The organism is Ochrobactrum sp. Q0168 (assembly GCF_016427605.1).
Classification (GTDB): Bacteria; Pseudomonadota; Alphaproteobacteria; order Rhizobiales; family Rhizobiaceae; genus Brucella.
The window spans coordinates 146,764-162,952 of sequence record NZ_JAELXQ010000007.1 but is presented as its reverse complement, the minus strand read 5'-3'; the positions used below and the strand labels follow the sequence as shown (position 1 = coordinate 162,952).

Here is a 16,189-nt window from a genome sequence, read left to right as displayed (position 1 = left end):
ATCAAGCTAATTCCAACTTATGACATATGTCAAGATCGTGGGTGGATTTCTTTGCTATGGGGATGAAACTTGCATTTTCACCCGAAGCTTGTTCCGCTTTTGGTCGAGAAATCGCCGTGTGCGCCATAGGCAGACGGTACGAAAGCGAACCAACCGGCCAATAACCGGTTGGCTTACTTTGCTAACAACTTATTGAAATAATTTAGTAAAGGCGTATCCGCCATCAATCACACGGCTATCGGCGAAAAAGAACCATCGCCCTTCTCCGGTCATACTCGTTCAGGCGAGCGCCGCACTCAAATCATGAGAGAGATCATTGATTTCCCGCAGGTCCAGCTCGGATTCCACATGTTCAAGGTGGTGCGCCATCAGATCGGCGGCCTTTGTGACGTCGCCATGCAGAATCGCTTCCACAATCTCCGCGTGTTCATCGGGCCCGCAGTTGAAGCGGTTGGTATTGCGATAGACAGCCGTAATGAGAGAGGTGCGCGAAATGAGATCGCGCATCGTCGTAAACAGAAAATCAGACCCCGTCAGTTCGGCCAGCAGCAGATGAAAGCCACCTGACAACTTGATGATATCGGTCGTGACGTTGTTCTTGTTGGCGACACGTTCTTTCGCAACATGTTCGCGCAAAATCTTGATCTTGTCCTTTGACGGAGAACGCCCAAGGCGCTCGACCACGCATCGTTCCACGGTGCGGCGAACGAAGAACACGTCCCGCGCTTCTTCCACCGTAGGCTTGCAGACAAAAGCGCCGCGATTGGGAATAATCGTGACCAGCCCTTCCCGCTCAAGCGCGGCAAGTGCTTGACGGATACGCGCCCGGCTGACGTGAAAAATCGTCGCCATCTGCTCTTCTTTAAGCTGCACCCCCGGACGCAGACGGCGCTCGGCAATGGATAGCCATACTTTCTCAACAATCTGCTGCGTCGAGACACCTGTCTGATCAGTCATGGTCTTGCTCCCGTTCCGATTCAGGAAGCGTGATGCGACCGAAAAAGTCAACTATTGCAACCGCAAAGCGCCTACAAAATTGTCAACAATACATCGTGATGCTTCTATTTCAGGCACATATTCCGCAGATGGCGTCCTTATTGCCCGTCTTCACGCGCGGATAGTCATAGGTGTTCACCTTCGAAGTCGCGTAGCCCGCTCCGACCAGAGCTTCGGCAAGCTTCACCGCCGCCGCGACACCGTCGATCACCGGAACGCCCGTTGCATCCCGCAACCGATCGCACAAGGACGTCATGCCCGCGCAGCCGAGAATGATCGCCTCTGCCCGATCTTCGCGCTTGGCGAGTTCGATCTCGCTGATCAAAAGCCGTTCCGCTTCCGCAGGATCTTCCTCCAGACCCAGCACCGGCAAATTGATCGCACGCACTTTCCTGCAATGACGATCTGCGCCGTAATCACTAACCAAATCTTCGATGATCGGAACCGACCGCGGCAAGGTCGTGATGATTGAAAAACGCCGGCTGATCGTCATGGCCACCTGTACCGCCGCCTGACAAATGCCCAGTACCGGACCCTTCGCGATCTCTCGCGCCGCATGCAGGCCGGGATCGTCAAAGCAGGCGATCACATAGGCGTTCACGCCTTGCGCTTCACCTTTTCGGATTTCCGCAAGCATGCCCGGCACCGCCAGTGCTTCATCGGCTCCGCCTTCAATGCTGACAGGCGTGTCGGCAGGATTTGAAGCTGAGACCTTGGTGCTGCTGTGTTTGACGAGCAGAGCACTATCAAGAGCTTGCGCTGTCATAGACGCTGTTGAGTTAGGATTGATCAGATGAATGTGCATGATAAAAATTCTCGAAGAACCGTCGTTCTGGCCTAGTTTTCCGGCTTCACGAAATCGGCGATGGGCGGTGCCTTCAAAACGAACTGGCGATCTGAAGTGATGTAATTGTCGGCGTGAAGCCGGGCAATCGGTTGATAGAATTCGGGATCGACGTAATGGCCGTCGGCATCCAGACAATTGCGACGGACGTGCATATGCACCACCTCGCCCAGGATAAGCGCACGACGTGGATAATCGATCACACGTTCGACACGGCACTCGAAGGTGCAAGGTGCCTGTTCAGCAAAAGAGACATCGATTTTCTGGCAGGGTGCCGCTGACAGCCCCGCCATCTCAAGCTCATCGACCTCACTGTCAAAACCCAATCCGCAAATCAGCATCTGTTCCGACAATGCCATGTCGATCATGCTGATTGCGAACTCGCCGGTGCGACGGATATTCGCCAGCGTGTCCTTTTCCTCACCGGAAAGACGCGGTTGAATGCCCAGAACGACAATGGCCGGGTCGTGCGAAAACACGTTGAAGAAGCTCATCGGCGCGGCATTGCTGTGGCCAGCCGGTGAGCGAGTTGTCACAAGTGCAATCGGTCGCGGGCCGATGAAATTCGTCAGAAGCCTGTAACGGCTTTGAGGGTCCAGCTCTTCAAAATCGAATTCCATCACGTCCCCGAAACCTGATTTATTATCTACAATAATATTTCATATTGTCGACAATTTAACAACCCGCTTTAACACCGACTGGAGCACTTTTCCGCAGATCTCGTTGCCTGCTTCAAACATGCAACGGTAGACCAATGCGGCGCTTGAATACCCTGTATCAGGCAGCGGCTGCGGCCTCTTCCACCAGATGACAGGCCACACGTGTGCCATTCGACAAAGTCTGCATCTTCGGCGCTTCCTGCTCACAGCGCGCCACCGCAAACGGACACCGCGGATGGAATGTGCAACCGGAAGGCGGCTTCAGCGGGCTTGGAACTTCACCGCTTGCCGGTGTGCGGTTGCGATTGGGCGCTTCAATATTGGGGATTGTCTGCAACAAAAGCTGCGTATAGGGATGACGTGGCTGCGCGAAGAGTTCTTCCGTATTGCCCTCTTCAACAATCCGCCCCAGATACATGACCGCGATGCGGTCAGACATGTGGCGAACGACGCTCATATCATGGCTGATGAAGAGGTAGGTCAGGCCCAACTCATCCTGCAACCGTCGCATAAGATTGAGCACCTGCGCCTGCACTGAAACGTCCAGCGCCGAAGTCGGCTCGTCGCAAACGAGAAACTCAGGCTCGCTCGCCAAGGCACGCGCAATTGAAATGCGCTGGCGTTGCCCGCCAGAAAATTCGTGCGGAAACTTTTCGCCATCGGAAGGTGAAAGTCCAACGGTGCGCAGAAGTTCCTCCACGCGCTCGGTAACTTCCGCCGCCGTTTTGCGCAGTTTCAATTCCCGCAATGGTTCAGCGATGATGTTCTTGACGCGCCAACGAGGATTGAGCGAGGCATAAGGGTCCTGAAATATCATCTGCGCCGTCAATGGCGCACCACTTTTGCCGGGCGCAAACCGCATCTGGCCGCTTGTCGCGCCATGCAATCCAGTGACCAGTCGGGCTACGGTTGACTTTCCGCATCCGCTTTCGCCAACGATGCTCAGACAACCACCTGCTGGCACCGTAAAGCTGATATCGTTGACAGCCTGGAGGTACTGGCGCGGCTTGCGCTCTATCACTCTGTTGAGCCATGGAGCCGAGACATCAAATGTCTTGACCAGACGCTCGACGGTCAAAGCCGCAGTTTCTTTCGACGGGTTCGTCATACGCTGCCTCCTGCGTTGAGCCAACAAGCGCTAGCGCCAAGATTGGGGTTTTGACTGATAAGGTTGAGTTCGGGGCGTTCCTCAAGACAGCGGGGCACCGCCACTTTGCAACGCGGATTGAAAGCGCAACCCTTGGGAATAGCGTCAAGGCGCGGCATCGAGCCATCAATCTGGTTCAGCTTTTCCACCCGCGCACCAAGCGACGGGATCGAGGCCATCAAGCCCTGTGTATAGGGGTGACGCGGCTGATGCAGAACCTGTTCGACAGGCCCGATCTCAATCAGTCGCCCCGCATACATCACGGCAATGCGATCAGCCGCTTCGGCAATCACGCCCATATCGTGCGTAACGAGCATAACGGCGGTCTGCTTTTCCTTGCAGAGTTTCCGCAAGAGCGAAATGATCTGTGCCTGGATCGATACATCTAGCGCCGTCGTCGGTTCGTCCGCGATCACCAGCTTTGGCGATGCGGCAAGTGCAAGTGCAATCACCACGCGCTGTCGCATACCGCCCGAGAACTGATGCGGATACTGGTTGACGCGGTCCTCCGGCGAAGGAATGCCGACATCGCGCAGCAACTGGATAGCCCGTTCACGCGCCTGAGCCTTGCCAAGACCAAGATGGCGCCGGATCGTCTCGACAAGCTGCGCGCCCACCGTGAACAGCGGATTGAGCGAGGTGAGCGGATCCTGAAAAATCGCGCCGATTTCACGGCCGCGAATTTTCTCCATAGCCCGGTCATCCAGCGTGTCGATCCGGCGCTTGCCAAGCCACACTTCACCGTCGGCGATATGCCCAGGCGCTTCCAGCAGGCCTTGAATGGCCAAGCCAGTCATGGACTTGCCCGCGCCGGATTCCCCCACAACGCCAAGGATTTCACCGGGGCGGATCGACAGGCTCACATCCGACAAAGCGGTAACCGTGCCATGACGCCCGGGAAAATCCACGCGCAGATTGCGCACTTCAATGACTGGTTCTTGCATGTCATGCATTGAAATCACCTTCTATCGGATAGCTGGAAGGGAAGATTTCCGCGACAGGAGGATGGTTCCAGCTGCGCTCGGGATATTTGGCGATAAGCCCGTCGAACTGGGCCTGCGCCTGACGGCGCGCTTGTTCCATGTCCAACCCTGCAAGCTTCCGATTAATCATGGAAGCGCGGCCATCGACAAAGACCGCACGCGTGATCTTGCCCGAACCGCCTGTGACAATGGTCGTGATGGGATCAACTGTCGCCGCCATGATGGTGTCGTCGAGATCGAAGACCGCTATATCCGCTCTCGCACCCGGTGAGAGGTGACCCAGATCACCGCGTCCGAGTGCTCTTGCGCCACCAATGGTCGCCGCGTCAAAAAGATCCGCTGACCGCAAACGGTCCGGCGCACCATCGGCGATGCGGCCAGCGATAAGGCCCGTCAGCAAATTCATGAGCATATCTGGCGGAGTGGTATCTGTGCCCATGGCAATATTGATCCCCCGCTTGCGGCAAGCGGAGAAGGATTTGAGGATCGAACCGCTGCGTGCCGATACCAGCGGACAATGCACAATGGAAACGCCATTGGCCGCATAGAGGCCCAGATCTTCATCCGTTGCGTTCGTCGCGTGAGGTGCAATCATCCGCTCGCTGAGCAGACCATGTTTCGCAAGCCATACCGGAGCCGTCGAGCCGTGCAACATCCGCACAGTATCGACTTCCATCGTGCCTTGAGCCATATGGAGACGGAACTTGCAGCCTAAATCGCGCGCAGCTGCATCGGTGCGTTGCAACAATCCAAGTGTCGAAGTCTCGACCCGATCCGGAGCCAACATGCCGCGCACCAGATCGCCGTGACGGCCATTCTGGCGCTCGATATAAGCAACGGCGTCTTTCAGCCCCTGAAAACCACGCTCTTCGTCGAAAACAGGAACAATCTTTCCCGGCTCCTCCAGAACCATGCCGCCTGAACGGTAGGCAGGGCTCAGATAAACGCGTAGCCCCAGTTCACCAGCCGCCTCGGCAGCAGCATCGAACTCGGCAACTGTTTCGCCCCATTCGCGATAGAATAGAGAGGCGATGGGTGCCGCCGTGGTGATCCCATTCAGCAGGAGCTGGCCGAACGCAAAGCGCTTTTGAAAAGCCAGCTCGTCCTGACTGTACATCTCATAAGGGCCAGCCTCGACATAAGACCGTGGCCAGACGCGGCCCTTGGCCCAACCGGGATGGTTGTCTATGCCAAGAATGGTGGTGTCGAGGTCCGACAGGGCATCAAGATCAATGAGACCCGGCGAGATCAGCGCATTGCCGAAATCGATGCGGCGCGCCAGTTCACCGGTGAAACCATGTCCAACAAAAACAATCTCACCGTTTTCAAACGCGACTTCGCCATTGCGCAAAAGCGTATGGCCGCCATCCTTGTGCCCCACCACCCAACTGGCGGTAATCAGGGTCAGTCCATCGGGTCGCTGACCAAGCGTTAATGTATCCATAGCGTTGTTCATCACGGCATCTCCACCACAGCAACGCCGTTACGTGCAGTGACGCGACCGTCCTTGACCACCAGAGGGCGCCGCGCGATATCCACCACGGCATGGGCCAGTGTTTCACCCGTCAGAAGGGTAAAGTCTGCATTGCAGCCCACATCCAGACCATAGTTTTCAAGACGCATCACATCCGCACCGCCCTGAGAGACGATGTACAGGAGATGTTCCAGATCATGATCTGAACGGACGCCGTTTTTCATGCCAATGATCTTGGCGCGATCCAGCATATCTGGTTGCCCCCATGGTCCCCAGGTGTCGCGAATGCCATCACAACCGCCACCAATGCGCACGCCCGCTTCCTTCAGGCGCTTGATCGACGGCACTGTGGCCGATGGCGCGCCGGTCGTCAGAATTGCGACATCCAGAGCGGCGATCTGTTCGATCAACTGGCCGACGCGCAAATAATCATTCATGCCGAGCGCGAAAGCGTGGCTGATCGCCACCTTCCCTTCCATACCATTGGCGCGGATACGCTCAAAGATGAGTTCCATCGTGAACGCGCCAAGATCACCAGTCTCATGGAGATGAATATCAATCGGTACGCCGTGCTTGAGAGCGAGCGCGAACAGAATATCGAGCTGACCCTTTGGGTCGCGATCAATACCGCATGGATCAATACCACCCAGAACTTCACAACCCTGACGCAAGGCCTCATCGAGCAACTCTTCCGTACCAGGCATGACCATCAGACCCGACTGCGGGAATGCAACGATCTCGATATCAATGATGCCTTTCAGCTTCTCGCGTGTTGCCCAGACGCCTTCGACCAATGACAATCCATGAGTAGGATCTATATCGACATGGCTACGGATATGCGTTGCGCCATGGGCGGCAAGACCGATTGCATGACGCATTGACTGGCGATGCGGATCAAGGCCGATTTCCAGCCGGTGCTCGCGCTCGAAATCAATACGTTCACGCAGGATCGCGGCACGATTATTGACATGCCAGGGCATGCCCCAGGTCGTCTTGTCGAGATGCGTATGCGCATCAATCAGGCCGGGTGCCATGATTGCATTACCACCATCTTCGATGGCCATACCCGGCTCTGCCTCGAACTGTCCGAAACCGGCAATCTTCCCATCCTTGATCAAAACATCGCATGTATCGCCAGCCATAGGGCGCACATTGCGGAGCAAAAGATTGTTCATCGATATTACCTCAGTTTCGGATTGAGAGCATCGCGCAGCCAGTCGCCAAGCATATTGACGGCCACGACCAGCAGGCAGAGCTGAATGACGGGGAAGAGCACGATCCACCAGGAACCGGAAAACAGAAACTGGTTGCCGATGCGGATCAGAGTCCCGAGAGAGGGCTGGCTCGGCGGCATGCCGATACCAAGGAAGGAGAGCGTGGCTTCGGTAAGAATGGCCATGCCGAAGTTAAGCGTTGCCGCCACCATGATGGGCGTCAGCGTATTGGGCAGAATATGTCTCGCCATGATGCGGCGCGCCGGAACGCCGATCAGACGGGCGGCGGACACATAATCCTTACCCGTTTCAACGATGGCCTGAGCGCGGACAGTACGGGCATATTGCACCCATGCGGAGAGCGCGATGGCCAGAATGAGAACCGCGGATGCTCCGACCTCGCGCAGGCTGACAGGCAACATCTGTCGCACGACGGTTGAAACCAGAATGGCGACCAGAATGGTCGGGATCGACAGCGTGATATCGCCGATGCGCATCAGGAGATTGTCGATAAAACCGCCGAAATAGCCTGAGACCAAACCGGCACTCATGCCGATGACCAAGGAAAGCACAACGGAAGCGATGCCGATAACGATGGAAATGCGCGTACCATAAAGAATGGCCGACAGCATATCGCGCCCTTGCGTATCGGTGCCCAGCAGGAAGGGCCATTCGCCGCCCTCTTCCCAGATAGGCGGCAGCTCTGCTTTCCACATATCGAGTGCAGCGCCATCATAGGGGTTTTGCGGTGCAATGAGGGGTGCAAACAATGCGGTCAGGATCAGGATTGCGAGCAGCGCTGCGCTGATCATCGCGGTCTTGCTGTGTTTGAACGACCACCACAAGTCGCTTTTACGAACCCGCTGTGCCAACGACGGCCGGGAGATGGTGGTGGTTTGCGTGGTCGGGGTGCTCATCGGCTTTGACTCCACAATCGGTTCCATGGGCAACTCAACGCGCCGTGCGCAGGCGTGGATCAATCACCGCATAGGCAATGTCCACGAAAGTGTTGAGCACAACGAAGATGAAGGAAATGATGCAGAGATAGGCTGCCATGACCGGGATATCGAGGAAGGTAACGGCCTGAATGAACAACATGCCCATGCCTGGCCATTGAAACACGGTTTCGGTAATCAGCGCGAAGGCGATCAGCGAACCGACATTCATCGCTGTCATCGTCACAACCGGCATAAGGCAGTTGCGAAGCGCATGACGGAAATAGATGCGCCAGCGCGGAATACCGCGGGCACGGGCGAATTTCACATAGTCCGAACGCAGCACTTCCAACATTTCTGCGCGAACCAGACGCATGACAAGTGTGACTTGATAAAGCGAGAGCGCAATGGCCGGCAGCAAAATCGCGATACGACCGGAATGCGTCAACAATCCCGTAGACCACCAGCCAAGCTGTACGACATCACCCCGCCCGAACGCCGGAAACCAGCCAAGCGTGACCGAAAAAACCAGAATGAGCAGGATACCGACGACAAAACTTGGCAGAGAAACACCGACAATGGAGAGAAACTGCAATCCCTCCGTATACCATTTGCCACGTTTGATCGCGGTCAGCACACCAAGGGGAAGGCCGAGCAACAGCGAGATCAAGGTCGCCACCAGAACCAGTTCCAGTGTCGCCGGAAAGCGCTCGGCGATAAGGCCCAGAACATCCTGACCATTACGATAGGAGATGCCGAAATTGCCTTGAGCGGCGTTCACCACGAACCGGGTATATTGTGTCATCAGGCCATCGTTAAGCCCCAGACGCTCACGCAGATTATCGCGGTCGGCCTGCGTCATCTGTTCGTTGGCCATCATCTCGACGGGGTCGCCCGCCAGACGAAAGATCAAAAAGGCCAGCAAGGCAACAGCCAGCATAACCATGATGGCATTGGCCAGACGCTTGATGATAAAAACCAGCATGTGAATTCCTTGGGAACAGGATGCCCCGGAACAGCGTGCCCCGGAGCATCTTGATGAGACTACTCGGCAAAATGCGTCAGCCAGTGACGCGGCTTGTTGTCTGGCAACTGGACGATATGATCAATCTTATTCGACATGACCCATGCCATCGGCTGTTGATGCAGCGGCAACATGACGATCTCGTCCTTGACCATCTGCAGAGCCTTTGTCTGCAACGCCAGCCGCTTGCTGCGATCCATCTCCGTGGATGCCTCAATGATCAGCTTGTCGATTTCCGGATAGCTCCAGCCACCCCAGTTGAAAACACCGGCATTGTCGGTCTTGGTTTCAATCATCTGTAACAGGATCGAATAGCTGTCGAGCATCGGCTCAGTTGCCCAGCCAATGATATAGACGTCTGCCTTGCCGCCCGTGCGTTTCGGCGCCTGTGCAGCCGTTGGTGCAATATCAAGCTGCGGCTTGAAGCCGCCCCGGCTCAGCATATTCACGAGCCCCTGGCACAGTTCTTCCTCGTTCACATAGGCATCAGTTGTGCAAACCAGTGTGAACGGAAAATCCGTAGCGCCAGCCTCGGCCAGAAGCTTCTTCGACAGGGCCGGATCATAGGCGAGTGTGGTATCCAGTTCCGGCGTGTAGCCCGGAATTTCCGGCGCAACCACCGCGCCTGCCGTGCGCGACTTGCCGCGCATGATGCGCTTCTGTATCAGGTCGCGGTCAAGCGAATGTGCAAAAGCCTGACGCACACGCAAATCGTTGAATTTGTTTTCCGATCCGTTGTCGAGTTTCGGCTTGCGATTGAAACCCATCATGACAGTGCGCAAATCGGTACGTTCCATGACCTTCAGGTCAGGTTGCGCCTGAAGGCGCGGCAAATCCTGCGATGGCGCACTTTCCGTAAAATTGACTTCTCCGGAGAGAAGTGCCGCAACACGTGTCGCAGCTGACGTGATCGGATTGAACTCGATGCGGTCGATGTTTGATTTGGACGTCTTGTCCCACCAATCCGGGTTCTTGACCAGAATGGTCTTGGAATCCGGCACACGGCTTTCCAGCTTGAACGGACCCGTACCATTGGTGTGATAGGTGGCATAACCTTCAATCTTGGCGCCAACGTCGGTCGGCTTTTCCGAATTATTGGTCTTCAGCCAGGCCGCATCGAAGATGTGAATATTGGTGAGGTCGTTAAGGAGCAGCGGATAGGGGCCGCTCAACTCGATATCAATTGTGTAGCCGTCCACTTTCTTGGAGGACTTGTAGGCAGGCAAATTACCACGCAGCGGCGAAACCGGATCGCTCACGCGCTTCAGTGAAGCGAGCACATCGTCGGCATTGAAATCAGCACCATCATGAAACTTCACGCCCTTGCGCAGATGAAAACGCCAAACTGTCTCGGAAACATTTTCCCAGGATTCAGCAAGGGCAGGCTCGATCTTCAGCTCGGCGTCGTAGCGCACGAGGCCATCATAGATGTGATTGAGGAAGGACAGTGTATAGCTGTCGCCATAAGAATAGGGATCAAGCGAATAAATATCGCGCGCAGCGCCCCATTTGAGCGTTTCGGCGTGGCCAGCCAAAGTCAGCCCAGCCAGCATTGTGGCCGCAAGGCCAAGTTTTCTTAACATAGATTTTGCTCCGCTTCTGGAAATTTGCGCCTCCTTTTTCGGAGGTCTGTTTTCATGCATCGCCGCATCCGTTTCGGTGCTGCGTTTCAGTGTCTGCTCACGCCATGAAGGCGGGTAATACTGATTTCTCCCTTTTGAGGTGACCTGCCTCCCAGATCACGAAAGGGAGTATTGCCAGTCGACATAAAGTTGTCAACGTAATTGTAGACAATTTTTTGAGTTTCAATAACCTATTTGTCGACAACTATGCTCTACAATTGGTCAGGTGCTGCCACATTTCTGGGCAACAATCAAAGTGCGGCTTTTGAATGAGCATTGTCGCATCTCCAGAGTGTGCACCACATAAAAAAAGCGCCTCACCAAGGTGAAGCGCTTTTCTATTTTCGCTTTGCTGGCCTTACTCGGCCATTTGCGTATGCCAATGACGCGGCTTGTTATCGGCCCGGAAATCCACGCTCTTGACCTTGTCCAGCATGCCCCAAGCGATGGGCTGCTGATGAATCGGGATCAGAATTGCCTTGTCCTTGGCAACTTTCAGCGCCTGTTCTTCCAGCGCCAAACGCTTCGCCGTATCAGGTTCCTGTGCCGCCTTTTTCATCAGTTCGTCGAGTTCAGGATAAGACCAGCCACCATAGTTGGATACACCGGTGGAACCACTGCGCGTAGAAAGCACCTGCGAAAGCAACGAATAGGCATCGAGCGTCGGCTCATTGGCCCAGCTCAGATTGAACATATCAGCCTTGCCATTGGTGCGCTTAGGCTGCTGAACGGCACGTGGCCCCATATCGATGCTCGGTTCGAAACCGCCGCGTTTCATCATATTGGCGATACCCGAACAGATATCTTCCTCGTTGATGCTCTCATCATTCATGCAAAGATAGTTGAAAGTCAGTCCCTTCTGGCCAGCTTCTTCAAGCAGCTTTTGGGCAAGCTTGGGATCGGCTGGCTGATAAGTGTCGAGCGCTTTCGAATAGCCTGCGATTTCCGGCGCAATCAGCGAACCGGAAGGCCGCGCCAGACCGCGCATGATTTTCTTGTTGATGAGATCACGATCGATAGCCGCCTCGACGGCCTGACGCACGCGGACATCCAGGAATGGGTTCGGACGCCCATCCTCAAGCTTTTCCTTGCCGTTAAAGCCGATAAACACCGTGCGCAGCTCGGTGCGTTTGTCGACCTTGATACCCGGCGTCGATTCCAGACGCGGAATATCCTGAATGGGTGCTGAATCGACCAGATCGATTTCATTGGAAAGAAGTGCCGCAACGCGCGTCGCAGCCGAAGAAATCGGAATGTATTCGATGCGATCCAGATTGTGCTTTTTCTGGTCCCACCATTGATCATTAACGATCAGAACCGTCTTTGAATCGGGTACACGGCTGTCGAGCTTGAACGGGCCCGTGCCATTGGTGTTATGCGTTGCATAATTCTCGGTCTTGGACGCGATATCGGTCGGCTTTTCGGCGTTATTATCCTTCAGCCACTTGGCGTTGAACATGAAAATATTGGTCAAGTCGTTGAGGAACAGCGCCGACGGTGCCGAAACCTCGATATCGACCGTGGAATCGTCCACTTTCTTGACACCGACATAGAGCGGAATATTGCCGCGCAGAGGTGATGTCGGGTCGGAAACGCGGTTCATCGAGGCCACAACGTCATCAGCCGTAAAATCTGCGCCATTGTGAAACTTCACGCCCTTGCGAAGGGTAAAACGCCAGAACTTGTTATCGACCAGCTTCCATTCGGTAGCCAGCGCAGGCTCGATCTCGAAGTTCGGGCCGTAACGGATCAGACCTTCGTAAATGTGGTTCAGGAAAGCCAGATTGGATGTGGATGGGACGGAATCAGGATCGAGCGAGTAGATATCCGCACGACTGCCCCAACGTAACGTAGTCGCGTCGGCAGAACTGGCCAGTGCCGGCGCCGCAATGGCAGCTGCCGTCAGGGCCGATATAAAAAACCTATTTAAACGCGACATGCTTTTTCCCCTCATCCATAACGATAAGATTGTTGGACTGAATTTCGTTGCAGTATCTTAATCCATTCTTTTATTGTCAACGATATTGTCGCCAATTAAGTTCAAAAACATCGACATATCGATATGAGACCGCACAGCGTAAAACGCTGTCGTCATGGACATAAAAAAGGGGAAGATATGACTGGATTGCTACTGCTTCACGGGACTGTCGTGACAGTCGATAAAACACGGCGGATTATAGAAGATGGAGCTGTGGCAATCAAGAACGACAGAATCGTCGATATTGGCACATCGCAGGACCTCGCTCCCCGCCATGTTGACAAGAAGACAATCGACTGTTGGGGCAAGATGCTCATTCCGGGTCTCATCGACGCCCACGGCCACGCTGGTCACGCGCTAATCCGCAGCATTGCCGCCGACACCAATTCACTTTGGATGCGGATCGTCACGCCAACCTATTATCATTATGTAACCCGCGACTACTGGTACGCCGATGGCCTCGTTTCCGGTCTGGAGCGACTATGCGCTGGTGTTACAACCTCGGCCAGCATCATCACCTCCATGCCGCGCAGCGACGATCCGGTCTTTGCAGCCAATCACGCACGCGCTTATGCGGAACTCGGTCTGCGCGAGATCATCTGTGTCGGCCCAGCTGGACTGCCCTGGCCGCAATCGGTAACGCGATGGGAAAGCGGCAAGCCTGTGCGTCATGCTGTTTCATTCGAAGAAATGATTGAGGGTGCGGAAGCCACCATCGAAAGCCTTAACGGAACAGCCGACGGCCGCATCAAGGTTTTTCTGACGCCTTTCACAATCGTCCCTTCGGTCGAGCCGTCAAACGCTTCCACACCGGATTTCGCGGTCAATCTGACGGAGAACGACCGGATGCAAGCGCGTCGTATTCGCGAAACGGCGCGCAAATGGGGTGTGCGCATCCATTCTGATGCCTTTGCCGGACAAATTCGGATGGCGTATCAAGACAGGGAACATGCACTGCTGGGTCCCGATGTGCATTTGCAGCATTGCTGGGGCATCTCTCATGAGGAAATAGATATCCTCGCCGAAACCGGCACCCACGTCACCCATGCGCCGCCCGGACGCTCAACGCCGATTATGCAGATGCTTGCGCGGGGCGTGCCTGTCGCTATTACATCCGACGGTGCAGCGCCGAGCCGCCATTTCGATATGTTGCAAGTCGCGCGCATCGCGCAATCAACCCAACATATATTGCACAATCACGACCGATACCTTCTGCCACCCGGCAAGGTGTTCGAGATGATAACCATCGACGCGGCGCGTGCCATTGGTATGGATCATGAGATCGGTTCTCTTGAAACTGGCAAGAAAGCGGATATCGCGATCATCGATATGCGCAAACCGCATCTGACACCCAATTGGATGCCGCTCCATCGGCTGGTTCATCAGGTTCTTGGCAGCGATGTTGATACTGTCATCGTCGACGGCAAGATTATTATGCAGGACGGCGTGGTCCTAACTGCCGATATGCACGAGGCCCTTGCCTTCGGTGAAGCACAGGCGCGTGCGCTGGTCGCCCGAGCCGGACTGGAAGCCCATATGCACGATCCAGGCTGGGGTCAGTTGCAGCGCACGTTCTTACAGCCGGTCGTACCGCCCTCACCGCCCGAATGTTGACGTTAGCGGCCATAGTCCGTCAGTCGATAGCGCTTACTGATTAGGTTTCAGCTATCCACAATATTACTCAACGGCGATCCGAAAGCGCCGTTGAACCCGCGATAGCGTTGATGGCTGCGATTGAGGTGCGCTTGCATCGCTTCACGTGCCTGCTCTGCATTCCCGGCACTGATCGCTTCACAAATGGCGCGATGCTCGATGACCGTGTTCTGGATATAATCGGGCGTGATAAGCGAAGGGTTCAGATCCCGCGAAAAGGCCGGTTGCGGCAGTATTTTCAGGCTCATGACGCTGAAAAACTCGATAAACGCCAGATTATTGGTTGCCTCCGATATGGACCGGTGGAAAATGAAGTCCAGTTCATCCAGCGCTTCTTCATTTTCAATAGAAGCCTCGAACTGCTTCAGCGCATCCCACATGTTTGCTTCCTGCGCCCATGACCGGCGTTGCGCGGCCAATCCGGCGGCATGGACTTCAAAAGCCATACGCAACTCAAGCAAATCCATGAATGGAAGCGAAAGCCGCGCCAACGGCTCCAGCATGGAATCGTCTGAGACGGAAGGCACTGCCTTTCCGGGATCGCGAATGAATATTCCGACCCCATGCTTTGCTTCCAACAATCCGTCAGAGCGCAGAGCCGCCACAGCTTCCCGGATAACCGTGCGGCTGACACCAAGCTTGTCCCCAAGTTCGGCAAGGGTCGGCAACTTGTCGCCGACCTGAAGCGTACCCTCGCCGATCAGTGTCTTGAGGCTCTCAATCGTTCGCGCAGTCAGTGATTTCAATATGAGCCTATCCTGGTAGAAAATATTGTCTTTCCATGGTGATACGCGGTTAGCACGCCCAAGACAAGATACTATCATTAAATTAGTGATATTATCTCTAACAATCACACTTCGCTTTACCAACCAATCTGACGCCCATTAGAGCACCGAACGGGTACTATCGGAACAAAATGCACCGACAAAAGTAGATATTCAGTTTAGGCGACGCAACCCTCTGAATTCGCTCTAAGATTGATCAACATGCTGTTTTCTATAGCATAATGCCTAATCTCAATCGCTTTCTCACCAAAATAGACGCCTGAGATTCATTCTTGACAAGTGATATTATTTCAGCAAACCTAACATCACAACAAGACGCCATGTGATATTATCACTACGCAGTTGCGGGCAGTTCCGTGCTACAGCAATTGCAGAACAGGCGAACAAAAACAGGGGAATTCGAGATGGGAATCGTTTCTTCCAGACTGGCGAAGTTAGGCCTTGCCCTGCCCAGTGTGACGGCCCCGAGCGGAACCTATGTTCCGTTTCGGTTGAGTGGCAGCATACTCTACATTTCCGGACAGGTGCCACGCGTCGACGGTGTTAACTGTTATCTGGGCCTCGTCGGCGACACTATGGATATAGCGGAGGCCTATCAGGCAGCGCGTGTCTGCGCGCTCAATCTTCTGGCACGTGCCTCAATGGCCGTTGATGGCGATCTCGACCGCATTTCAGCCTGTTTGCAGGTGCGCGGCTTTGTAAATGCCGTGTCCAGCTTCAAAGACCATCCCGCCGTTATTGATGGCGCCTCCGATCTTCTGGTCGAAGTTCTCGGCGAGAAAGGCCGACATGCCCGCACCGCATTGGGGGCAGGCTCTCTGCCGCGCGGATTTGCTGTCGAAGTCGACGCCATTTTTGAAGTTCAGCCCTGAGCG

14 protein-coding genes are annotated in these 16,189 nt (G+C 55.0%); 2 read left to right on the top strand and 12 right to left on the bottom strand.

The genetic code is table 11. The features are described from left to right. Nucleotides 1–279: 279 nt before the first annotated feature. The 11 genes from JAU75_RS14450 to JAU75_RS14400 form a co-directional block, all read right to left on the bottom strand. Nucleotides 280–957: a GntR family transcriptional regulator gene (locus JAU75_RS14450; protein ID WP_078337166.1), complete on the bottom strand. Its 678-nt coding sequence runs from the start codon at nt 955–957 to the stop codon at nt 280–282. Nucleotides 958–1,066: 109 nt separating this feature from the next. Further along, complete coding sequence (locus tag JAU75_RS14445) at nt 1,067–1,801, bottom strand: aspartate/glutamate racemase family protein (protein WP_078337167.1); 735 nt, start codon at nt 1,799–1,801, stop codon at nt 1,067–1,069. A 32-nt stretch (nt 1,802–1,833) separates the two neighbouring features. Continuing rightward, on the bottom strand, nt 1,834–2,460 hold the full coding sequence (locus JAU75_RS14440) for a flavin reductase family protein (RefSeq protein WP_199057206.1): 627 nt from the start codon (nt 2,458–2,460) through the stop codon (nt 1,834–1,836). A gap of 157 nt (nt 2,461–2,617) precedes the next feature. Further along, nucleotides 2,618–3,607 carry an oligopeptide/dipeptide ABC transporter ATP-binding protein gene (locus JAU75_RS14435; RefSeq protein ID WP_199057205.1) on the bottom strand — a complete coding sequence of 330 codons (990 nt, stop codon included), beginning with the start codon at nt 3,605–3,607 and terminating at the stop codon, nt 2,618–2,620. Beyond that, complete coding sequence (locus tag JAU75_RS14430) at nt 3,604–4,599, bottom strand: ABC transporter ATP-binding protein (RefSeq protein ID WP_199057204.1); 996 nt, start codon at nt 4,597–4,599, stop codon at nt 3,604–3,606. Before JAU75_RS14430 ends, JAU75_RS14435 begins: the two co-directional genes overlap by 4 nt. Then, complete coding sequence (locus JAU75_RS14425) at nt 4,592–6,085, bottom strand: amidohydrolase family protein (RefSeq protein ID WP_199057203.1); 1,494 nt, start codon at nt 6,083–6,085, stop codon at nt 4,592–4,594. Before JAU75_RS14425 ends, JAU75_RS14430 begins: the two co-directional genes overlap by 8 nt. Next, nucleotides 6,085–7,278: an amidohydrolase family protein gene (locus JAU75_RS14420; RefSeq protein WP_199057202.1), complete on the bottom strand. Its 1,194-nt coding sequence runs from the start codon at nt 7,276–7,278 to the stop codon at nt 6,085–6,087. The genes JAU75_RS14425 and JAU75_RS14420 overlap by 1 nt, the downstream gene beginning before the upstream one ends. Nucleotides 7,279–7,283: 5 nt before the next feature. Beyond that, the gene (locus JAU75_RS14415; RefSeq protein WP_199057201.1) at nt 7,284–8,234 is read right to left on the bottom strand and encodes an ABC transporter permease; all 951 of its coding nucleotides are present in this window, start codon (nt 8,232–8,234) and stop codon (nt 7,284–7,286) included. Nucleotides 8,235–8,268: 34 nt separating this feature from the next. After that, nucleotides 8,269–9,237 carry an ABC transporter permease gene (locus JAU75_RS14410; protein WP_078337171.1) on the bottom strand — a complete coding sequence of 323 codons (969 nt, stop codon included), beginning with the start codon at nt 9,235–9,237 and terminating at the stop codon, nt 8,269–8,271. A 59-nt stretch (nt 9,238–9,296) separates the two neighbouring features. Beyond that, on the bottom strand, nt 9,297–10,859 hold the full coding sequence (locus JAU75_RS14405; RefSeq protein ID WP_199057200.1) for an ABC transporter substrate-binding protein: 1,563 nt from the start codon (nt 10,857–10,859) through the stop codon (nt 9,297–9,299). Nucleotides 10,860–11,256: 397 nt separating this feature from the next. Then, entirely contained in the window at nt 11,257–12,837 is a 1,581-nt protein-coding gene (locus JAU75_RS14400; RefSeq protein ID WP_199057199.1) for an ABC transporter substrate-binding protein, read from the bottom strand. A gap of 177 nt (nt 12,838–13,014) precedes the next feature. Between JAU75_RS14400 and JAU75_RS14395 the strand changes: the two genes are divergently transcribed. Beyond that, entirely contained in the window at nt 13,015–14,490 is a 1,476-nt protein-coding gene (locus tag JAU75_RS14395; protein WP_199057198.1) for an amidohydrolase family protein, read from the top strand. Between the two features lie 47 nt (nt 14,491–14,537). Here the strand turns inward: JAU75_RS14395 and JAU75_RS14390 are convergent, their stop codons facing one another. Further along, nucleotides 14,538–15,275 (bottom strand): FadR/GntR family transcriptional regulator, encoded by a 738-nt coding sequence (locus JAU75_RS14390; RefSeq protein ID WP_199057197.1) that lies wholly within the window; start codon nt 15,273–15,275, stop codon nt 14,538–14,540. Between the two features lie 443 nt (nt 15,276–15,718). Here JAU75_RS14390 and JAU75_RS14385 point away from each other — a divergent pair, with 443 nt between their 5' ends. Next, complete coding sequence (locus JAU75_RS14385; RefSeq protein WP_199057196.1) at nt 15,719–16,186, top strand: RidA family protein; 468 nt, start codon at nt 15,719–15,721, stop codon at nt 16,184–16,186. Nucleotides 16,187–16,189 lie beyond the last annotated feature (3 nt).

Coding starts and splice junctions, on each gene's coding strand:
- JAU75_RS14415 (WP_199057201.1), bottom strand. CDS start 8,234: ATGAGCACCCCGACCACGCAAACCACCACCATCTCCCGGCCGTCGTTG.
- JAU75_RS14425 (WP_199057203.1), bottom strand. CDS start 6,085: ATGAACAACGCTATGGATACATTAACGCTTGGTCAGCGACCCGATGGA.
- JAU75_RS14385 (WP_199057196.1), top strand. CDS start 15,719: ATGGGAATCGTTTCTTCCAGACTGGCGAAGTTAGGCCTTGCCCTGCCC.
- JAU75_RS14420 (WP_199057202.1), bottom strand. CDS start 7,278: ATGAACAATCTTTTGCTCCGCAATGTGCGCCCTATGGCTGGCGATACA.
- JAU75_RS14430 (WP_199057204.1), bottom strand. CDS start 4,599: ATGCATGACATGCAAGAACCAGTCATTGAAGTGCGCAATCTGCGCGTG.
- JAU75_RS14450 (WP_078337166.1), bottom strand. CDS start 957: ATGACTGATCAGACAGGTGTCTCGACGCAGCAGATTGTTGAGAAAGTA.
- JAU75_RS14435 (WP_199057205.1), bottom strand. CDS start 3,607: ATGACGAACCCGTCGAAAGAAACTGCGGCTTTGACCGTCGAGCGTCTG.
- JAU75_RS14445 (WP_078337167.1), bottom strand. CDS start 1,801: ATGCACATTCATCTGATCAATCCTAACTCAACAGCGTCTATGACAGCG.
- JAU75_RS14440 (WP_199057206.1), bottom strand. CDS start 2,460: ATGGAATTCGATTTTGAAGAGCTGGACCCTCAAAGCCGTTACAGGCTT.
- JAU75_RS14410 (WP_078337171.1), bottom strand. CDS start 9,237: ATGCTGGTTTTTATCATCAAGCGTCTGGCCAATGCCATCATGGTTATG.
- JAU75_RS14405 (WP_199057200.1), bottom strand. CDS start 10,859: ATGTTAAGAAAACTTGGCCTTGCGGCCACAATGCTGGCTGGGCTGACT.
- JAU75_RS14400 (WP_199057199.1), bottom strand. CDS start 12,837: ATGTCGCGTTTAAATAGGTTTTTTATATCGGCCCTGACGGCAGCTGCC.
- JAU75_RS14395 (WP_199057198.1), top strand. CDS start 13,015: ATGACTGGATTGCTACTGCTTCACGGGACTGTCGTGACAGTCGATAAA.